The 16,668-nt window shown below is 71.0% G+C and carries 14 protein-coding genes; 8 read left to right on the top strand and 6 right to left on the bottom strand.

What is annotated here, in order from left to right; genetic code table 11:
- Window positions 1–69: 69 nt before the first annotated feature.
- From ABD841_RS21700 to chrA, 5 genes are all read left to right on the top strand, one after another.
- Window positions 70–2,730 carry a DUF7825 domain-containing protein gene (locus tag ABD841_RS21700; RefSeq protein ID WP_344974660.1) on the top strand — a complete coding sequence of 887 codons (2,661 nt, stop codon included), beginning with the start codon at window positions 70–72 and terminating at the stop codon, window positions 2,728–2,730.
- 373 nt (window positions 2,731–3,103) lie between these two features.
- A complete protein-coding gene (locus ABD841_RS21695; RefSeq protein WP_344974657.1) occupies window positions 3,104–3,616 on the top strand; it encodes a Chromate resistance protein ChrB in 513 nt (170 codons plus the stop codon).
- Window positions 3,613–4,044 carry a chromate resistance protein ChrB domain-containing protein gene (locus ABD841_RS21690; protein ID WP_344974654.1) on the top strand — a complete coding sequence of 144 codons (432 nt, stop codon included), beginning with the start codon at window positions 3,613–3,615 and terminating at the stop codon, window positions 4,042–4,044. Before ABD841_RS21695 ends, ABD841_RS21690 begins: the two co-directional genes overlap by 4 nt.
- Window positions 4,044–5,219, top strand: a complete 1,176-nt coding sequence (locus tag ABD841_RS21685) for an MFS transporter (RefSeq protein WP_344974651.1) — start codon at window positions 4,044–4,046, stop codon at window positions 5,217–5,219. The genes ABD841_RS21690 and ABD841_RS21685 overlap by 1 nt, the downstream gene beginning before the upstream one ends.
- Window positions 5,216–6,574 carry a chromate efflux transporter gene (gene chrA / locus ABD841_RS21680; protein WP_344974649.1) on the top strand — a complete coding sequence of 453 codons (1,359 nt, stop codon included), beginning with the start codon at window positions 5,216–5,218 and terminating at the stop codon, window positions 6,572–6,574. Before ABD841_RS21685 ends, chrA begins: the two co-directional genes overlap by 4 nt.
- Before the next feature lie 392 nt (window positions 6,575–6,966).
- Here chrA and ABD841_RS21675 read toward each other — a convergent pair whose 3' ends face one another.
- On the bottom strand, window positions 6,967–7,842 hold the full coding sequence (locus ABD841_RS21675) for a WD40 repeat domain-containing protein (RefSeq protein ID WP_344974646.1): 876 nt from the start codon (window positions 7,840–7,842) through the stop codon (window positions 6,967–6,969).
- A 473-nt stretch (window positions 7,843–8,315) separates the two neighbouring features.
- Window positions 8,316–9,134, bottom strand: a complete 819-nt coding sequence (locus ABD841_RS21670; RefSeq protein WP_344974643.1) for a WD40 repeat domain-containing protein — start codon at window positions 9,132–9,134, stop codon at window positions 8,316–8,318.
- A gap of 203 nt (window positions 9,135–9,337) precedes the next feature.
- Between ABD841_RS21670 and ABD841_RS21665 the strand changes: the two genes are divergently transcribed.
- Both ABD841_RS21665 and ABD841_RS21660 read left to right on the top strand, forming a co-directional pair.
- The gene (locus ABD841_RS21665) at window positions 9,338–9,595 is read left to right on the top strand and encodes a hypothetical protein (RefSeq protein WP_344974640.1); all 258 of its coding nucleotides are present in this window, start codon (window positions 9,338–9,340) and stop codon (window positions 9,593–9,595) included.
- Window positions 9,596–9,631: 36 nt separating this feature from the next.
- Window positions 9,632–10,603 (top strand): NAD(P)-dependent alcohol dehydrogenase, encoded by a 972-nt coding sequence (locus ABD841_RS21660; RefSeq protein ID WP_344974638.1) that lies wholly within the window; start codon window positions 9,632–9,634, stop codon window positions 10,601–10,603.
- 238 nt (window positions 10,604–10,841) lie between these two features.
- On the opposite strand, the gene ABD841_RS21655 is transcribed toward ABD841_RS21660, so the two are convergent.
- The 3 genes from ABD841_RS21655 to ABD841_RS21645 form a co-directional block, all read right to left on the bottom strand.
- Window positions 10,842–12,557, bottom strand: coding sequence for an ABC transporter ATP-binding protein (locus ABD841_RS21655; RefSeq protein ID WP_344974635.1), 1,716 nt, complete (start codon window positions 12,555–12,557; stop codon window positions 10,842–10,844).
- Window positions 12,554–14,314 carry an ABC transporter ATP-binding protein gene (locus tag ABD841_RS21650; protein ID WP_344974632.1) on the bottom strand — a complete coding sequence of 587 codons (1,761 nt, stop codon included), beginning with the start codon at window positions 14,312–14,314 and terminating at the stop codon, window positions 12,554–12,556. Before ABD841_RS21650 ends, ABD841_RS21655 begins: the two co-directional genes overlap by 4 nt.
- A 236-nt stretch (window positions 14,315–14,550) precedes the next feature.
- Entirely contained in the window at window positions 14,551–15,546 is a 996-nt protein-coding gene (locus tag ABD841_RS21645; protein WP_344974629.1) for an alpha/beta hydrolase, read from the bottom strand.
- Between the two features lie 76 nt (window positions 15,547–15,622).
- Here ABD841_RS21645 and ABD841_RS21640 point away from each other — a divergent pair, with 76 nt between their 5' ends.
- On the top strand, window positions 15,623–16,201 hold the full coding sequence (locus ABD841_RS21640) for a TetR/AcrR family transcriptional regulator (protein ID WP_344974626.1): 579 nt from the start codon (window positions 15,623–15,625) through the stop codon (window positions 16,199–16,201).
- A gap of 250 nt (window positions 16,202–16,451) precedes the next feature.
- On the opposite strand, the gene ABD841_RS21635 is transcribed toward ABD841_RS21640, so the two are convergent.
- Window positions 16,452–16,668: hypothetical protein (locus ABD841_RS21635; protein ID WP_344974623.1), on the bottom strand; the 217-nt coding region annotated here is incomplete at its 5' end.

The raw sequence follows: 16,668 nt of genomic DNA, 5'->3' as shown, positions 1-16,668 counted from the left end.
CCCGTCCCGAGTGTTGACGTGCGGATCGAACCAGCCGAGCGTCGCTCCCGATCTGACGGAGGCGTTGGCGTGAACCCCTGGCACGAAGTCCGCAAACAGCTCGAAACCGGCACCGACGACACCGGACTGCTGGCCTTCGTGACCGGCCTCACCGACACGGAACGCAAAGCGGTCGCCGCGCAACTGCCCGGATACCTGGCCGAACGGGTACGCGGCGGCGGCCCGTCCCAGTGGGAGGTCATCAACCGGGCGCACGTGTTTCGCATGGTGGGGGCGGCCTGCCTGTCCGGCGCCGCGCAGGTCGCGGCCTGGCTCCATCGCCGCGAGCTCCGCGAACCGGACGCGCCGCGGGCGGACGCCGAACGTGTCCTGCGTGCGATCCGCGGACGGAAGGACGAGTGGCGCCGGGACCTGGCCCACCGGCTGGTCGCCGGCCTGCGGCCGGGCACGCGCCGAGGGCGGAACCCGGACGGAGAGCCCGGCTGGGAGCTGGCGGCCATCCTGGTGATCGAGACGGGCATCGAGCCTCCCGGGAACGACGCCTCCGTCGCGGGCTGGGTCTGGGACCTGCACCACCGGCTGGGGAGGGGCGCGCCGATCGACGTGGTCCGCGACCATCCCCTCCTGGACGTCATGGTCCCCCGCCTGTTCCAGGCCGAAGGCGTCGCCCTCGCGCTGACCCACGACTGGCGGGACGCGGGCCAGGACAGGCCGTCCGTCATCGGTGCGCTGGCCAGCCTGGCGGCCGAAGGGCGCGTGGACCGGCGGGGCCTGCTCGACGGCTGCACGACCCGGTTTCTGACCGACGGGCAGTCCCGCGACGTCGAGCCGTTCGTCACGCTGTGGAACCTGCTGCGGCCGGCACTCGACGAGATCCCCCTGGTGGACCTGGTACGGGTGCTGCCGGTCGCCGCGTCCCCGCTGGCGCAACTGGCCGCCCACGAGCTGCGCCGCGTGGACGACGCCGCCGGGCTCGACGGTGACCTGTTCGCCGAGGCGGTCGGCGCGCTGGCGTTCCGTGCGGAGAAGAAGTACGTCACGATCGCACTGCGGTGGATCGCGGGGGCGGCGCCCGAGCGCGCCGACGGCTGCCTGGCGGCGCTCGCTCTGGTCTTCGGCCAGGACGCGCCCGCGCTGTGCGACCGCGCGGTACGCCTGGCGCTGAAGCTGGCGCCCCACGCGAGCCCGACCGCGGCGGACGTGATCCGTGAAGCCGCGGCGACCCTCCCGGCGAACCTTCTCGCCCAGATCGCCGGTGCCTTCGGCGAGGTTGCTCCGGCCCTGCCCGAACCGCCGGTCCCCGGCGTCCTGCGGCCGAGGGCCGCGCTCCCCAAGCTGCCCCCGCCGATCGCCTCCGCGGCGGAACTGGCCGGCAAGTTCTCCACCGGCTGGATCTCCTACAGGCCCATGGAGATCGAGTGGATCCTGGCCGCTCTGGTCGAGTTCGCCCACCGCGACCGCGCCGCCATCGCTGAAGCCCTGCGGCCGTGGTGGGAGGAGAGGTGGGGCCGGTGGGGCTACACCAGCTACTCCTACGTCGACACCTCCATCGCCAACAACCCCTGCTCCTTGTTGTCCCACTGCGCGCTCGCGATCGTGTCACCCGCGCACAGCGTCCGGTGCTCGGCGCAGCTCACCGAATACCTGGCCGAGAATGCTGTGTACAGCACGCTGCTCGACGGGTGGGTCAGGGACCGGCTGCGCGAGGTCATCGCCCTGCTGGAGTCCGGCCGGACGATGCCGACGCTGTTGGCCACCCCGACCTCCCCCAATGGGCAGATCGACGCCGGCACGCTGGTCGGCCGCCTGGAGCTCCTGGGAGACGATGAACCGCTGCCCCTCGACTTCTGCCAGGCCCTGCTCCGCCTGCCCCGATCCGTCGAGCCCGAGGTCCTGGCCCGGGCCGAACGGCTGACTTCGGCCGCAGGACGGCGGCTGGCGGCGTGGTTGCGCGACGGCGGCCTGGCCGACCCGGACATGACGTACGGCATGGCGGCCATGATGCGCACCGTGTCGTACCAGAACTACGTCCGCGTCCCCGCGCTGCACGCCCGCATGGCTCCTCCGGCACAGGATCTGCCGGAGGCGATCCGCGACCTGTGCGTCCTGGAGCCGAAGGAGTATTGGGCGGGTCATTCCGACGACATGTCGTGGTGGCCGGCCATCATGCCGTCCCACCGCGAGGTGATCGCCGCCCATGTGCTGGAATGCCTGGCCGTGAGCATCCCCAGCAATCGCGTCCAGGTGAAGGTGCTGACCGCCCTGGTCCAGGGCGAGGGGCCGGTCGGGCGGGCGACCGCGAGCGCCATCGCGGCAGCGCTAGGGCACAAGAAGCCCGACCAGCGGGCGCAGGCCGTCAAGGCGGCGAAGATCCTCGCCGCCCGCGGTGAGCTCGACGGAGCCGATGTCGGCTGGGCGCTGGGACACCTGATCCGCGCGGGCTTCGTCAAGCTCAACCGGGTGACACCGGCGCTGGAGGAACTCGCGCTGTCCGGGGCGCACCGCGAAACGTGGGCGACGCTGGCGGAAACGCTGCCTGCCCTGCTGCCGGAGGCCGGGGAACGGCCATTGGCCGGTCTGGCGGACCTCTTGGCCGTCGCGGTCACGGCCGCCACCCTCGCCGAGGCGCGGGGCGAGGTCCCCGGCCTGTCCGGGGTGGCGGCGCGCAAGGGCGGCAGCCGCCTGCTGGGGGAGGCCCGCCGCCTCCGATGGACGATCAGCACGACCTGAAGCCCGTCTCCCGGAGCCGCCCGCCACCCTGGAAGCTTCCTCTGACCACCGGCCCCCTGGCGCGCGGCCAGGGGCAGACGGCGGACCAGGCCCGCCGTCATGGGGGTGAGGAACAGTGGAACAGCCGTTGACCGCCAACGGTTGTTCCACTGTTCCTCACCCCCGGAGTTGCCGGATAACCGGGAAATGAACCCGCCGCGCCGGGCGGCGGCCGCTCGGCTCGGGCCGGGCATGTGATCGCCAGCTTGCCGGATAACAACAGTTGTCAAGCAACCCATTGGACGGGTGAACCCCGGGGCGCTGTTCTTCCGATTGCCAATGATGTGCAACCATGGTTACTGTAACTCTGGTTTCTCTCGGAGATGGGCATGGCGTGGAGGAGACGATGACGGGCACGGCCGGGCAATGGGTGCTGCTGGCGTATCGCATCCCGCGTCAGCCGTCGACGTTGCGGATCACGATCTGGCGCAAGCTGGACCGACTCGGCGTGGCGCGGCTGGGTGACGGGCTGGTCGCGCTGCCCGCCGATGCCCGGACCCGGGAGCAGATCGACTGGATCGCCGAGGAGATCGGCGAGATGGGAGGCAGCTCCACCGTGTGGCTGGCCGCCGCCGGCAGCGCCACGCAGGAGAAGGCGATCGCCGCCGAGATGCGCTCCGCGCGGGCGGCCGAGTATCGGGCGGTGCTTGAGCAGGCCGAGGCGGCGGCCCGGGCGCGGCCGGGCGAGCGCAGTCGCGCCCTGAAGCGGCTACAGGCGGAGCTGCGCAGGATCGGCCGGCGCGACTACTTCCCGCCTGTTGAGCGTGAGGCCGCGCAGCGCGCGGTGCTGGCGCTGGCCGATACCGGCTCCGACGCCGGCGTCGGCGCGAGCGAGGTCGCGCGATGAGGTGGGCCACGCGCGCCGGCGTGCACATCGACCGGGCGGCGTGTGCCTGGCTGATCCGGCGGCACATCGATCCCGAGCCGGAGTTCGTGTTCGTCGACGACCCCGCAGCGGTGCCGGCGGACGCGACGCCGTTCGACATGCGCGGGGCCGAGCTGTCGCATCACGGGGATGACTGCAGCTTCGAGACGATCCTGCGCCGCTACGAGCTGGACGATCCGGTGTTGTGGAAGCTGGCCGAGATCGTGCACGAGGCCGACATCGACGACGAGCGCTTCGACGCGCCCGAGGCGCGCGGCGTGGATGTGATCCTGCGCGGGCTGTCCATGATCTGCGACGACGAGCGCGTGCTGGAGATCACCGGGCCCCTCTTCGACGGCCTGTACGAGTTCCACCGGCGGGCGCTGCTACTGGGGCGGGAGCCGGCGTGATGGGTGCGGTCGGCCTGCTGCTGACCTCCCAGGCGCTGCGCGGCCTCGGGTACGGCATCGCCGCCGTTCAGCTCGGCGCGATCCTGCGGCTCGAAGGGCTGAGCCCCGCCGAGGTCGGGCTGATGCTGACGGCCATCCTGGCCGGCACGCTGATCTCCAGCCTCGCGCTGGCCCGCTGGGGCGATCGGGCAGGGCGCCGCCGCGTGTACGCCGCTCTGTACGGCGCCTTGGTCTGCTCGGGGATCACGATCGCGTTCGGAGCGCCGCTGTGGCTGCTGGCGGTGGTGGCCATGACCGGCGCGTTGTCGGTCGAGGTGATGGAGTCCGGGCCGTTCACCACGCTGGAGCAGGTCATGTTGGCCAGCACCGGGCGGCCGCAGCGGGAGGTGGTGCGCGGCTTCGGCCTGTACAACGCGGTCGCCGCCGTCGCCGGGACGGCAGGGGCGCTGCTCGGCGCGCTGCCACCGGATCGGCGGCTGCTCGGCGGCGTCCTGGCCGTCGTGGGCGCGGCCGGCATGATGCTGGCGTTTCGGTTGCCCACCAGCGTCGAGGCGCCCACCATCTCGCCGGGGTCGCCGCGGCCCCGGATGCTGGCCCGCTCGCGCGGCCCGGTGGTGCGGCTGGCCGCGCTGTTCGCCGTGGACAGCCTGGCCGGCGGCTTCGTGGTGCAGGCGTACATCGGTTACTGGCTGAACCTGCGCTACGGCGCCACCACGCAGACCATCGGCATCACCTTCGCCGTGCTCGGCGTGTTGCAGACGGCCTCCCTGCTGGCCGCCCCGGTGGTGGCGGCGCGGATCGGGCTGCTGCGCACGATGGTGTTCACCCACATCCCATCCAACCTGCTGCTGGCCGCCGTGCCATTCGCACCCGGACTGCCCGGGGCCATCGCGCTGCTGATGGCGCGAGCCTGCCTGTCGCAGATGGACGTGCCCACCCGGCAGGCGTACGTGATGGCCCTGGTCCCCGAACAGGAACGGACCGCGGCCGCCGCCGTCACCAACACCGCCCGCTACCTCACCCGACCGGCCGGGCCCGCCCTGGCCGGATTCCTCTTGCCCCTCGGCCTGGCCCTTCCGTTCGTCATCGCCGGAGCCGCCAAGACCGCCTACGACCTCACCCTCTGGCGGATCTTCCGATCCGTCCGCCTGCCCGCCCATGAAAGGCCGTCATGACGATCGAAGCCACGCGTGATGTGATCCCGTTCCGGCAGGCCGTACGGGCCTGGTTCCTGATCTCGCTGCAGACCTTCGGCGGCCCGGCCGGACAGATCGCCGTCATGCAGCGCACCCTGGTGGAGGAGAAACGCTGGATCGGCCAGCAGCGCTTCAACCACGCCCTCAACTACTGCATGCTGCTGCCAGGCCCGGAAGCGCAGCAGCTCGCGATCTATGTCGGCTGGCTGCTCAACGGCACCCGCGGCGGGCTGGTCGCCGGGACCCTGTTCGTGCTGCCCGGCATGCTGGCCCTGCTGGCGCTGTCGGCGGTCTACCTCCTATGGCAGGACACCACGGTGGTGACCGCGCTGTTCGCGGGCATCGCCCCGGCCGTGCTCGCGATCGTCGCCCAGGCCGTCATCCGGGTCGCCAAACGCTCGCTCACCCACCCCTTCTTCGTCGCCCTGGCCGTGGCCGCCTTCGCCGCGCTCGCGCTGTTCGCCGTGCCGTTCCCCCTCGTGGTCGCCGCCGCGGCGCTCGTCGGATGGCTGGTGCACCGGCTGGCCCCGCACGTCTTCAAGTCCGGCAACGGGCACGGCAGCGACGGCGGTCCGGCGCCGCTGATCCCGGACGACGCCCTGCACCACGCCCAGCCGAGCTGGCGCTCGGCGGGCAAGATCCTGGCGATCGGGCTGCTCGTGTGGTGGGTGCCGGTGGCCGCGGTGGCGCTCCTGCTCGGCACCGACAGCGTGTTCACCACCCAAGGCTTGTTCTTCTCCGGAACGGCGCTGGTCACCTTCGGCGGCGCGTACGCGGTGCTGGCGTTCGTCGCCCAGCGGGCTGTGGAGGTCTACGGCTGGCTGACACCCGGCGAGATGGTCCGTGGCCTGGCCATGGCCGAGACCACCCCGGGACCACTGATCATGGTGGTGCAGTTCGTCGCGTTCCTCGGCGCCTACCGTGACCCCGGCGCGTTGACACCGTGGGCGGGAGCGCTGCTGGGAGCGCTGCTGACGACCTGGGTCACGTTCGTGCCGTGCTTCCTGTTCATCTTTCTCGGCGCCCCCTACGTCGAGAAGTTGCGACACAACACCGCCATCAGCGCCGCGCTCACCGGCATCACCGCCTCCGTGGTCGGCATCATCGCCAACCTGGCGCTCTACTTCGCCGAGCACACCCTGTTCGGCCAGACCTTCACCTGGGCGTGGGGGCCGTTCAACGCCCAGGTCCCCGAACTCGGCACGGTCAACCCCGTCGCCCTGGTCATCACGGTGGCCGCGCTGGTCATGACGTTCGTGCTGAAGTGGCCGATGCTGCGCATCCTCGGGATCTGCGCGTTGCTCGGCATCGGCACGGTGCTTCTGCCCGGGTAGCGGCCAAGAGCGCCGCGCAGGTCGGGGTCCCGGTAGTAATCACGGAAAATCCAACAGATATGCCCCTGACCTGCTCTGATGTGAGGGCCCGCAGGATTGGCATGCCGGTTGGCAGATGCGGCGGGCCGGGCCGAGCATGCCACTGACCTTGCCCGGGTGCTTCACGTCGACGCCGGCGGCGGTATCCGTTGAATTTTCCGCGGTTACTACCAAGATCCCAGGACGGCGGCTGGAGGAGCGTCAGCCACGGGCGGGTCTCGATCACGGCGCGCGTCACGGCCGGCGGGTGGTGGTGGTCGTTGTCCCCACCACCCGCGCTCGGCCCGCCGAGCCGTTGGTGCGCGGCATCCAGTGGCTCCGCGGGCCGCTCGTCAGGCCTCGGCGGTGTGACTTCAGTCCTTCAGCCCCGGCCACAACCGCACCGTGTAGTCGTTCTCGCCGCCGCCGGTGGCGAGGGTTGTGCCGTCCGGGCTGAAGGCCACCGAGCCGACGCTGCCGGTGTGGCCGGTGAGGGTGGCGATGGTTTCGCGGCCGGCCACGTCCCACAACCGCACCGTGTCGTCGAGACTGCTGGTGGCGAGGGTTTTGCCATCCGGGCTGAAGGCCACCTCTGTGACACCGCCGGTGTGGCCGGTAAGGGTGGCGAGGGTGACAACGTTTTCGCGGTCGGTCACGTCCCGCAGCTTCGCCGTGCGGTCGTCGCCGCCGACGGCGAGGATTGTGCCGTCCGGGCTGAAGGCCACCGAGCGGACATGGCCGGTGTAGCCGGTGTAGCCGGTGAGGGTGGTGAGGGGGGTAACGGTTTCGCGGCCGGTGACGTCCCACAACCGCACCGTGTTGCGATTGACGCTGGCGAGGGTTGCCCCGTCCGGGCTGAAGGCCATCGAGTGGACCCAGTCGATGTCGTGGGTGCGGGCGGTAATGACTTCGCGGTCGGCCACGTCCCACAGCCGCACCGTGTCGTTGCCGCCGGTGGCGAGGGTTGCCCCGTCCGGGCTGAAGGCCACCGAGTAGATGGAGTCGGTGTGACCGGCGAGAACGACGGACTCCGGCGCCGACTCGGAAAGGACGGCGAGCGCGGTCGGCACGCCGACCGCGACCACGGCCCCGAGCCCGCCCAGCAGCAGCGTACGGCGGGACACCGAGCGCGGCGGGGCCGCAGACGGCGAGGCCGCGCCGGCCCCGAGCCCGCCCTCGGCCGCGGCGCCCGGGGTGGCGCCCGGCGGCCGGGGGAACACGTCAGAGTTTTCCATCATCCGCCCAGGCAACCCGGTCGGGGTCCCGGGACTCCTGGGCCGGCGTCCCGGTCTCCCGGGAGAAATGCCCGGGCGGACCAGGCTCTTTGCTCGCCGGGTGGCCCTGGTGCATCAGCCGTGGGCGGGCACGCGCGCCCACGGGAGAAGACCACCCTCCCGCCGAGCGCTTCCCGGGCAACGATGACAGCAGACATGGACCGTCCTTCGCAGGCATGCAATTTCGTGAGAAGAACACGAAAAGTAGCCTGCGCCGGGCCCTGCGGCGTCCCCCGCGCGGGTGACGGAGACTCAACAGATCGAGGACACCGGCACGAAAGCGGTCACGTCCAGGGACCCGGCGGCGCGACGCCGGTAACACGACCGGCCACTCGCGCGTCCGATGCAGGCCGAACACCTCCTGGCAGCCCTCGACGGCGCTGCAGCACAGGTCACCGGGCCGGCACGCCAGGGCGAGGATCACGCCAGGTGGAAGATCGATGGCGGCCTCAGGCTCGGAGGCGGGCCGCCAGATCCCAGACCTGGACGGTCGTGTCGGCCATGGCGGTGACGACGACGGGACCACCGTCGAGGAGCGCTGTCGTCACGACCGTCACACCGCCGGTGTTGCCGGAGAGCCCCGCTCCCAGGCGGGCCCCGGTGGAAAGGTCCCATACCCGCACCGCCGGGTCCGCGCTGCTCGCGGTGATCAACACGGGCCTCCCGTCCAGGACCGTCGTGGCCAGGTGCACCGCTCCCGGGTGCCCGGTCGCGATCTCACCAGCCTGGCGCCCCGTTGCCAGATCGTGAATGCCCGCGACCGGGAAGTCGCGGCAGACATCGATGCCGGAGTCGTCGGTGTGTACCGTGAAGATCACGATAGGCCGTCCGTCGAGCACGGCGGTGGCCAAGGCGTTCACATGGATGCCGCCGGGATACCACAGGTCCTCGGCGAGATTGTCGATGCCGGTGATCCCCGGGTACTCCTTGACTTCGATGGCGCGGATCAACTGCCCGCCGGCCGGGTCCCGGACCTCGATCCGCCCGCCGTATCCGCCGGTCAGCACGACGGGTCGCCCGTCCAGCACGCCGGTTGTGATCGTCCACGCGTCGTCCGAGCCCGGCCGCCACCACCCGGCGGGCTCGCCCGCGCCGACATCCCAGAGCCGCACGGTGGTCTCGCCGAACCCGCCGGTAACCGCGAGCACTCGCCCGTCGGCCGTCCTCACGGCCACCGCGGTCGTGGCCTCCTCCTCGTGCCCGGTGAACGTGACGACCGGCCGAGCAGCCGCCCACGCGGCGCCGTGCCCACCGAGATCATCCGTCATGGCGGCACTGTAGACCCGCGCACCGACGAAGCCCGCCTCGTTCCCATCCGCATCCTTCATGACCCCGTGGGGCTCTGGCTCAGGGCGGCCTGTGGCCGTCGCGTCCGGCCACAGCCCTGAGCGCCGAGCGGGACACGCTCAGGGCCGCCGTCCAGCGGGGGCTGGGGGCGGCGCTGGAGACGGCCGGCACCCGGGAGCTGACGATGCGGATCAACGAGTTGCCGGCCCAGGGCGAACGCCTGGTCGCCGCGCTGGGCGCCGCAGTGGCGGAGGACAGGGAGCTGAAGGCCAAGCTGACCAGATCCGAGGACGACCTGACCGGCGCCCGCAGCGCCCTGAAGAAGATGACCAAGGACCGCAACCTATGGGTGGCTGGAGAGCTTGAAAGGCCGGGGTTATGCTCTCACCAAGCCCGCTTCCGCACCATTCACCACCAGCGGCAATCGGCCTACGAAGCGTAAAGATCGCAATTTACAGCTGGATAGTGGGGTGCGTCCATGAAGGCAGCGGTTCATTCCAGGTATGGCCCGCCGGACGTGGTTCGGATCGCCGAGGTGGATGAGCCCCCGGTCGGGAATAAGGACGTTCTGGTCAGGGTGCATGCGACGACGGTGAACCGAACGGACTGTGCCTACCGGGCGGCGAGGCCCTTCTTCGTGCGGATGGCCACCGGCCTCACCCGGCCGCGGCGCAAGGTCCTCGGAACCGAGTTCGCGGGAGTGGTGGAGGCGGTCGGCGGCGGCGTCACGTCATTCGCCGTGGGCGAGCGGGTGTTCGGGTACAACGAGGGCGCGTTCGGAGCGCACGCCGAGTACCTGTCGGTTCCCGAAGACGGCATGATCGCGACCATGCCGGCGGGCACGACCTTCGCCGAGGCCGCTCCCGGCACCGAAGGCTCGCATTATGCGCTCTCGTTCATCAGGACGGCCGGGATCCGGGCCGGGCAGGACGTCCTCGTCCATGGGGCGACCGGTGCCATCGGCTCGGCGGCGGTGCAACTGCTGAAGAGCCTTGGTGTCACGGTGACCGCAGTATGTGACACGGCGAACTTGGAGCTGGTGCGGAGCCTGGGCGCCGACCGGGTCGTCGACTACACGGCTCAGGATTTCACCAGGGACACACAGACCTACGACGCGGTATTCGACGCGGTCGGCAAGAGCACATTCGGCCGCTGCAAGCGGCTGCTGAAACCCGGTGGGGCGTACCTGTCCTCCGACGTGGGGCCCTGGTGGCAGAACCTGGTCCTGCCGCTGGTCACGCCGTTGCTCGGCGGCAAAAAGGTGAAGTTCCCCATCCCGAGGAACGACCGGGAGATGGTACGGCACCTCCAGGAGCTGATCGAGAACGGACAGTTCAGGCCAGTCATCGACCGACAGTACCCGTTGGACCAGATCGTCGACGCCTACCGCTATGTCGAAACCGGGCAGAAGATCGGCAACGTCATTATCGAGGTCGTACCGCTGAGCTGACCGACCCCATGGCGGCCAAGGCACTCCAACGCAACAATTTGCGCTGGGGTTACGGGGGGTGGAAGTCCTGCCCCTCCCCCGCCGGCGTCTACCGCGCCCTCGCAGAATCGGCGGCCGTTCTTGGCCGCCGGCCTGCCGGTGCGATCTCACGGCGAGTCCGGCGGGGCCGGAGGCACGAAGTTCGGCACCCGGCCCGTGTGGTTTCCCCGGGCTTTCCTTGGCTACACCCCTCCCGGACTCATTCGCTTGCTGCCGGTGTCATGGAGATGTTCCAGAAGCCGGCGTAGCGGCCGCCGCGGCGCAGCAGCTCGTCGTGGCTGCCCTCCTCCACGATCCGGCTGCCGTCGAGGAAGACGACGCGGTCGGCGCGTCGGACGGTCCGCATGCGATGGGCGACCATGACCACCGTGCGGCCCGCCGTCAGGCGCTCGATGCCCTCGTGGACGGCCGCCTCGTTGACCGGGTCGAGTGCGGAGGTCACCTCGTCGAGCAGGACGATGGGGGCGTTCTTCAGCAGCGCCCGGGCGATCGAGACGCGCTGGCGTTCGCCGCCCGACAGCAGGGCGCCGCCCTCGCCGACGTTGGCGTCCCAGCCGCCGGGCAGCCGCTCGATCACCTCGTCCAGCCGTGCCGCGGTCGCCGCGGCCCGTACCTCGGCCTCGTCGGCGTCGGGACGGCCGAGGCGCACGTTCTCCTCGATCGTGCCGTCGAAGAGGTAGACGTCCTGGAAGACGATGGCGATCTGCGAGGTGAGCACGTCGGTGTTGATCTGGCGGACGTCCGCGCCTCCGACGCGTACCGCGCCCGCGTCCACGTCGTAGAAGCGGGCGAGCAACTGCAGCAGGGTGCTCTTGCCCGCGCCCGACGGCCCGACGACGGCGAGCCGCCGTCCCTCGGGCACGGACAGCGACACGTCGTCGAGCACCGTGCGGTCGCCGTGCTTGAAGGTGACGGACTCGAACTCCAGGCCATGACCCACCGGCCGGATCGGCTCGGCGGCTTCCGGCAGCGGCTCGGTGCGCAGGACCGTGTCGAGCCTGTCCAGTTCGCTTCGCGCGCCGCGGAGCTTGCCGCTCATGTCCGACAGCGACAGCAGCGGGTCGGCGCAGCGGGCCGCGAGCACCAGGATCGTCAGGATCTCCGCCGCGCCGATGTTCCCGCTGAGCACGAGGTGGGCACCCAGCACCAGCAGCACCGTGAAGATCGTCTGCACCGTGAGCGTCAGACCCACCGCGCCGGGCAGCGTCGCCAGCACGGTACGGCGGGACGCGCGCCGGACCTCCTGCAGCGAGTCGTCGAGCAGCGTGAACCGCTCGCCGGTCCGGCCGCCGGCCCGCAGCACCGGCTGGGCCTGGAGGAATTCGATGACCCGCCCGGTGGCCTCCTTGTCGCGTTCGTGGCGCTCGGCGTCGGTGGCGGCCGTCGAGCGCGCTGTCCAGGCCTGGATGACCGCCACGACGGGTGCGGCGATCAGCGCGGCCAGGCCCAGTTGCCAGTTGAAGGCGAGCATCACGGCGACGATCGTCAGCGGAGTCACCAGAGCGGAGATGAACGGCGACAGCAGATGCGCCGCCACGCCCATCGCCTGCAGGAGGCCGCGGCTGGCCATGACGGACACCTCGCCGACCCGGCCGGCGCTGTACCAGCCGATGGGCAAGCGGGCCAGATGCTCGCCGAGCCGGTAGTACATGCCGCGCAACATCGTGGTGCCGACGCGCATGCCGGACAGATCGCTGAAGTAGCGCAGTACGGCGTAGACCGCGACCGCGGCCCCGAACGCGATCAGCCACGGCCCGGCGTCCGCGGGTGTGTCTCCGAGCAGGGCCTGCAGCACCGGGACCAGCAGTGCGTAGAGCAGGCCTTCGACCACCGCGGTTATCGTCATCAGGGCCACGGTGCGACGCATCGCCCGGGCGTACTCGTCTCCGAGCACGCGCAGCAGCATTCGGATCATCGGGGCTCGTCTCCTTGCCGTACGGGACCGTGGGTTGCGATCTCGTCGGCGATCGCGGCTCGGTGGGACTGCCAGAACCCGGCGAACTTTCCGCCCTGTTTCAGCAGTTGGGCGGGCTTGCCGCGCTCGACGATCGACCCGTTCTCCAGCATCACGACGGTGTCGGCGTCGGCGACGGTCTCCAGGCGGTGGGCGATGACCAGGATCGTGCGGTCGCCGCCCGGTGTCGCCAGGGCCCGGCGCACCGCCTGCTCGGTCTGCGGGTCGGCGAAGGAGGTCGCCTCGTCGAGCACCAGAACCGGCGCGTCGGCCAGCAGCGCGCGGGCGATCGAGACGCGCTGGGCCTCGCCGCCCGACAGTTCGGCCTCTTCACCTATGATCGTCTCGTATCCGCGCGGCAGTTCGAGGATGCGGTCGTGGATGTCGGCCAGCTGGGCGGCGCGTATCACCTCGTTGCGGTCGGCGTGCGGGACCGCGAGCGCGATGTTGTCCGCGACCGACGCGCGCAGCAGGCGGACGTCCTGGAAGACGAAGGAGACCGTCCGGTAGAGCTCCCTGCTGCCGATCTCGCGCAGGTCGACGCCGCCCAGCAAGACCGAGCCGTGGGTCGGGTCGAAGAAGCGCGGCAGTAGTCGGACCAGCGTGGACTTGCCGCTTCCCGACGGCCCGACGACCGCGGTGACCGTCCCCGGCTCGAGTACCAGGTCGATGCCGCGCAGCACCTCGTGGCCGTCTTCGTAGCCGAAGCGGACGTCACGCAGCTCCACCCGGTGGCCCTGCGGCGCGACCGGCTGGGCGGGCTCGGGCAGCGACTGCACGTCGAGCACTTCCTTGATCCGGCCGACGGCGCGGCCGGCGGCCGTCATGTCGTCGAAGCCGTGGCCGAGGGCTGCCACCGGGGCGGTCAGCCCCAGCCCCAGCAGCAGGAAGGGCAGCAGGTCGGCCGGGGCCAGAGAGCCGGACGTGATCAGGGCCGCACCGCCGATCAGCACGACCAACAGCACGAACGGCGGTGACAGCACCAGTTGCATTCCGGCGGCGACGAGGGACATGCCGCGCACCCACGTGAAGAAGACGCGGACGAAGTCGTCGGCGGCCGTGAGGAACGTGCGGTGAGCGCGCTCGGATCCGCCGAACGCCTTGACCACCGCGATGCCCTGCACGAACTCGACGACGGAGCTCGCGATCCGCCCCATGGCCGCGTCGAACTCCTCCTGTTCGCGCGTCCGGGCGGGGAGCATCAGCAGTGGGACCAGCGCGATGGCCATCACCACCGGGATCAGCGTGATCAGCGTGAGCCGCCAGTCGATCGTGAACAAGTAGATCAGCGACGCCAGCGGCACCACGAACGCGGCGACGAGCTCGCCGGGGGCGTGGGCGATGAACGGGTGCACGGCACTCACGTCCTCCCCCACCACCTTCGCCAGCTCGCCGGTCCGGCGCCGGGAGAACCAGCCGATCGGCACGCGCCCCAGCCGCGCGGCCAGCTGCCGGCGGAACGCCAGCTGCACCCGGCCGTCGAGAACATGCCCAAGGCCGGACGCCGCCGCCGTGCACAGCAGCCGGACGAACAAGCCGGCCGCGCCCGCGATCACGACCGTCCAGACGTGGCCCCGATCGACGGGGCCGGGTGACAACAGGATGCGCCCCAGTTCGACGACCGTCAGCAGCGGCGCCAAACCCGCGACCGCGCCGATCGCCTGCAGGACGACGACGGCGGCGAAACTCCGGAGATGCGGACGCAGCAGCCGCGTCACAGTCCGGTCCGCTGCTGGATCGGCATCTCCTGGTGGTGGCGCGGACCGCTTTCTCGCCTGGGCGAGGTCCGTGGTGTTCATCACTCTCCCGTCTTCATCGATCTCTTCTCACGACCAGGCCCGCGGTCGAGCCGATGATCGTGTTCCGGGTCGGCTCACCGGCTGTGTCGATCGCCCCGGAGCCCTTTGATCCATGGGGGCGATGACGTGGAACACCAACCGGCAGCCGGAACCCGTCACCTGGCCAGGGCCCCCTGGAGGAACTCGACGATCTCCGCCCGCGCGGCCTTCGCCTGCGGCACCGCGCCCGGCATGCTCAGGAACGCGTGTGTCGCTCCGGGGTACTCGGTGAGCCGCACGGGCGTCCCGGCCGTCCGCAGTCGTTCGGCGTAACAGCGGCCGTGATCGGCCACCGGATCAACGGTCGGCACCACCACGAGCGCCGGGGCCAGCCCGCTCAGGTCACCGGCATAAAGGGGCGACACCGTACGAGGATCCGTTCCCGGCGGGACGGCGAGCCGCTGGAACAGCCGCATCTGCGGCATGGTGAGGGTCGGGCTGTCGGCGTGCCGGCGCATCGAGGCGTGGTCGAACCCCGCCGGGGTCAGGTCGACGGCGGGGTTGACCAGCACCTGCGCCCGCAGGAGCGGGCCGGACTCCCTGGCCCGGATCGCGGCCAGGGCGGTGACCATCGAGCCGGTGCTCTCGCCGAAGACGGCGGTCCGTGCCGGGTCGATTCCCCACTGCGCGGCGTGCGCCACCACGTGCTGCAGCACGTCCCAGCCGTCGTCGACGGCCGCCGAGAGCGGGGTCTCCGGGTCGAGGAGGCGGTGCTCGACCGAGACGACGACCGCGGGCAGCCGCGCGGCGAGGTGACTGTTGACCCAGTCGCTCTGCACCGCCGTGCCCACGAACCCGCCTCCGTGCACGTGCAGCACGAGCGGCAGGCCGGTCCGGTCGGTGTCCCCGCCGCCGTGCCCGGCCGAGGGCCGGTACACCCGGACCCGGAGTCCGCGGCCGGGCAGCGCCACATCACGCCACTGGATCATGGCACCACGGTCCGGGAACCCGGTGATGAGCCGCGCCAGACGGGACGCCCGCTTACGGTTCACCGCCTCGCGGAAGGTGACCAGTTCCTCGGCCGTCATCGCCGACCAGTCCGGCTCCTTGCCCAGGGCGTGCAGCAGCCGGATGCCCAGCGGCGGCCGTTCCGTACCGGTGACCTCGCTCATGTGTCCTCCTCACCCCAACAGTTTCGCTACCTCAAGTATCGATACTAAAGGTAGCGTAATAAGCTATCGTGTGAGCATGACCCGAGCGACCACATCCGCCAGACCACCCGGTCGCCCGCGCTCCGGCCTCAACGCCGTGGTCTTCGCCGCAACGCTGAGCACGGTCCACGAGCTCGGCTACGCGCGAGCCACCGTCGACCGCATCGCCGCCGCGGCCGGCGTCGCGAAGACGACGATCTACCGCCGCTGGCCCTCGAAGGGCGAGTTGATCGTGGATTGCCTGCTTGACGCGTTCGGCCCGGTGCCGCTGGAGGGCACCAGCCGAGCTGAGCTCATGTCCTCGGCCGTCCATTGGATCGCGGCGAAGATCGGCGAGCCTGGGGTGGGCGACGCGTTCGCGGGTGTGTTCAGTGATGCCGTCAGCGATCCGGTCCTGCGCGAGATCCTGTCCGCGCGGTTGCAGGACCCGTACCGGCTCGCGCTCCAGGACGCGCTCGGCGAGCCGGAGAACCGGGTCCTGTTCTTCATCGACGTCGTTGTCGGAACCTTGCTCCACCGGATGGGCATGACCGGCGAGCCGATGGTCGATGCTGACGTCGCCGCACTGGTCGAGATGGTTGTGTCGCGCTTCGCCGACGATGGCGGTCCGACCTAGACCTGCTGTCGAACGGGCGAGCGGCGCCGACGGCGCCGACCGAACCGCCGCCCCGAGGAGCGCCCTGTCCCCTCAGTCGCACCCGGTGCCCTTCGACATCGACACGCCGGGCCTGGCCACCCGCCTCAACACGGACCCGGGCAGATCCGGGAGTTGACGAGCATCGGAACGAAAAGTCCCATCAAACGGGGTGATCCGGGCGGCCTACCGTGCCTTTTCGCTCCGATGCGTCCATGACATGGCCCACCTCTCACCGCTCGGCGCTGTCGTAGAAGGCGCGGGCGGCGAAGCCGATCCACTCGGGCCGCTCCCAGGTGGTCCAGCGGGCGCGGGCGTCCTTGTCGATCGTCGCCGCCGTCTCGTCGGCGGAGACGCCGGCCGCCCGCAGCCGCCCGGCCTCCCCGCGTACGTGGTCGAGGTAGTCGCGGACGTCGCGGATCAGCGAGGTGCCGCCCACCTCGCCGTGG

It is taken from the genome of Streptosporangium fragile (assembly GCF_039534445.1).
In the GTDB taxonomy this organism is placed as follows: domain Bacteria; phylum Actinomycetota; class Actinomycetes; order Streptosporangiales; family Streptosporangiaceae; genus Streptosporangium; species Streptosporangium fragile.
This window is presented reverse-complemented; position numbering and strand designations above follow the sequence as displayed.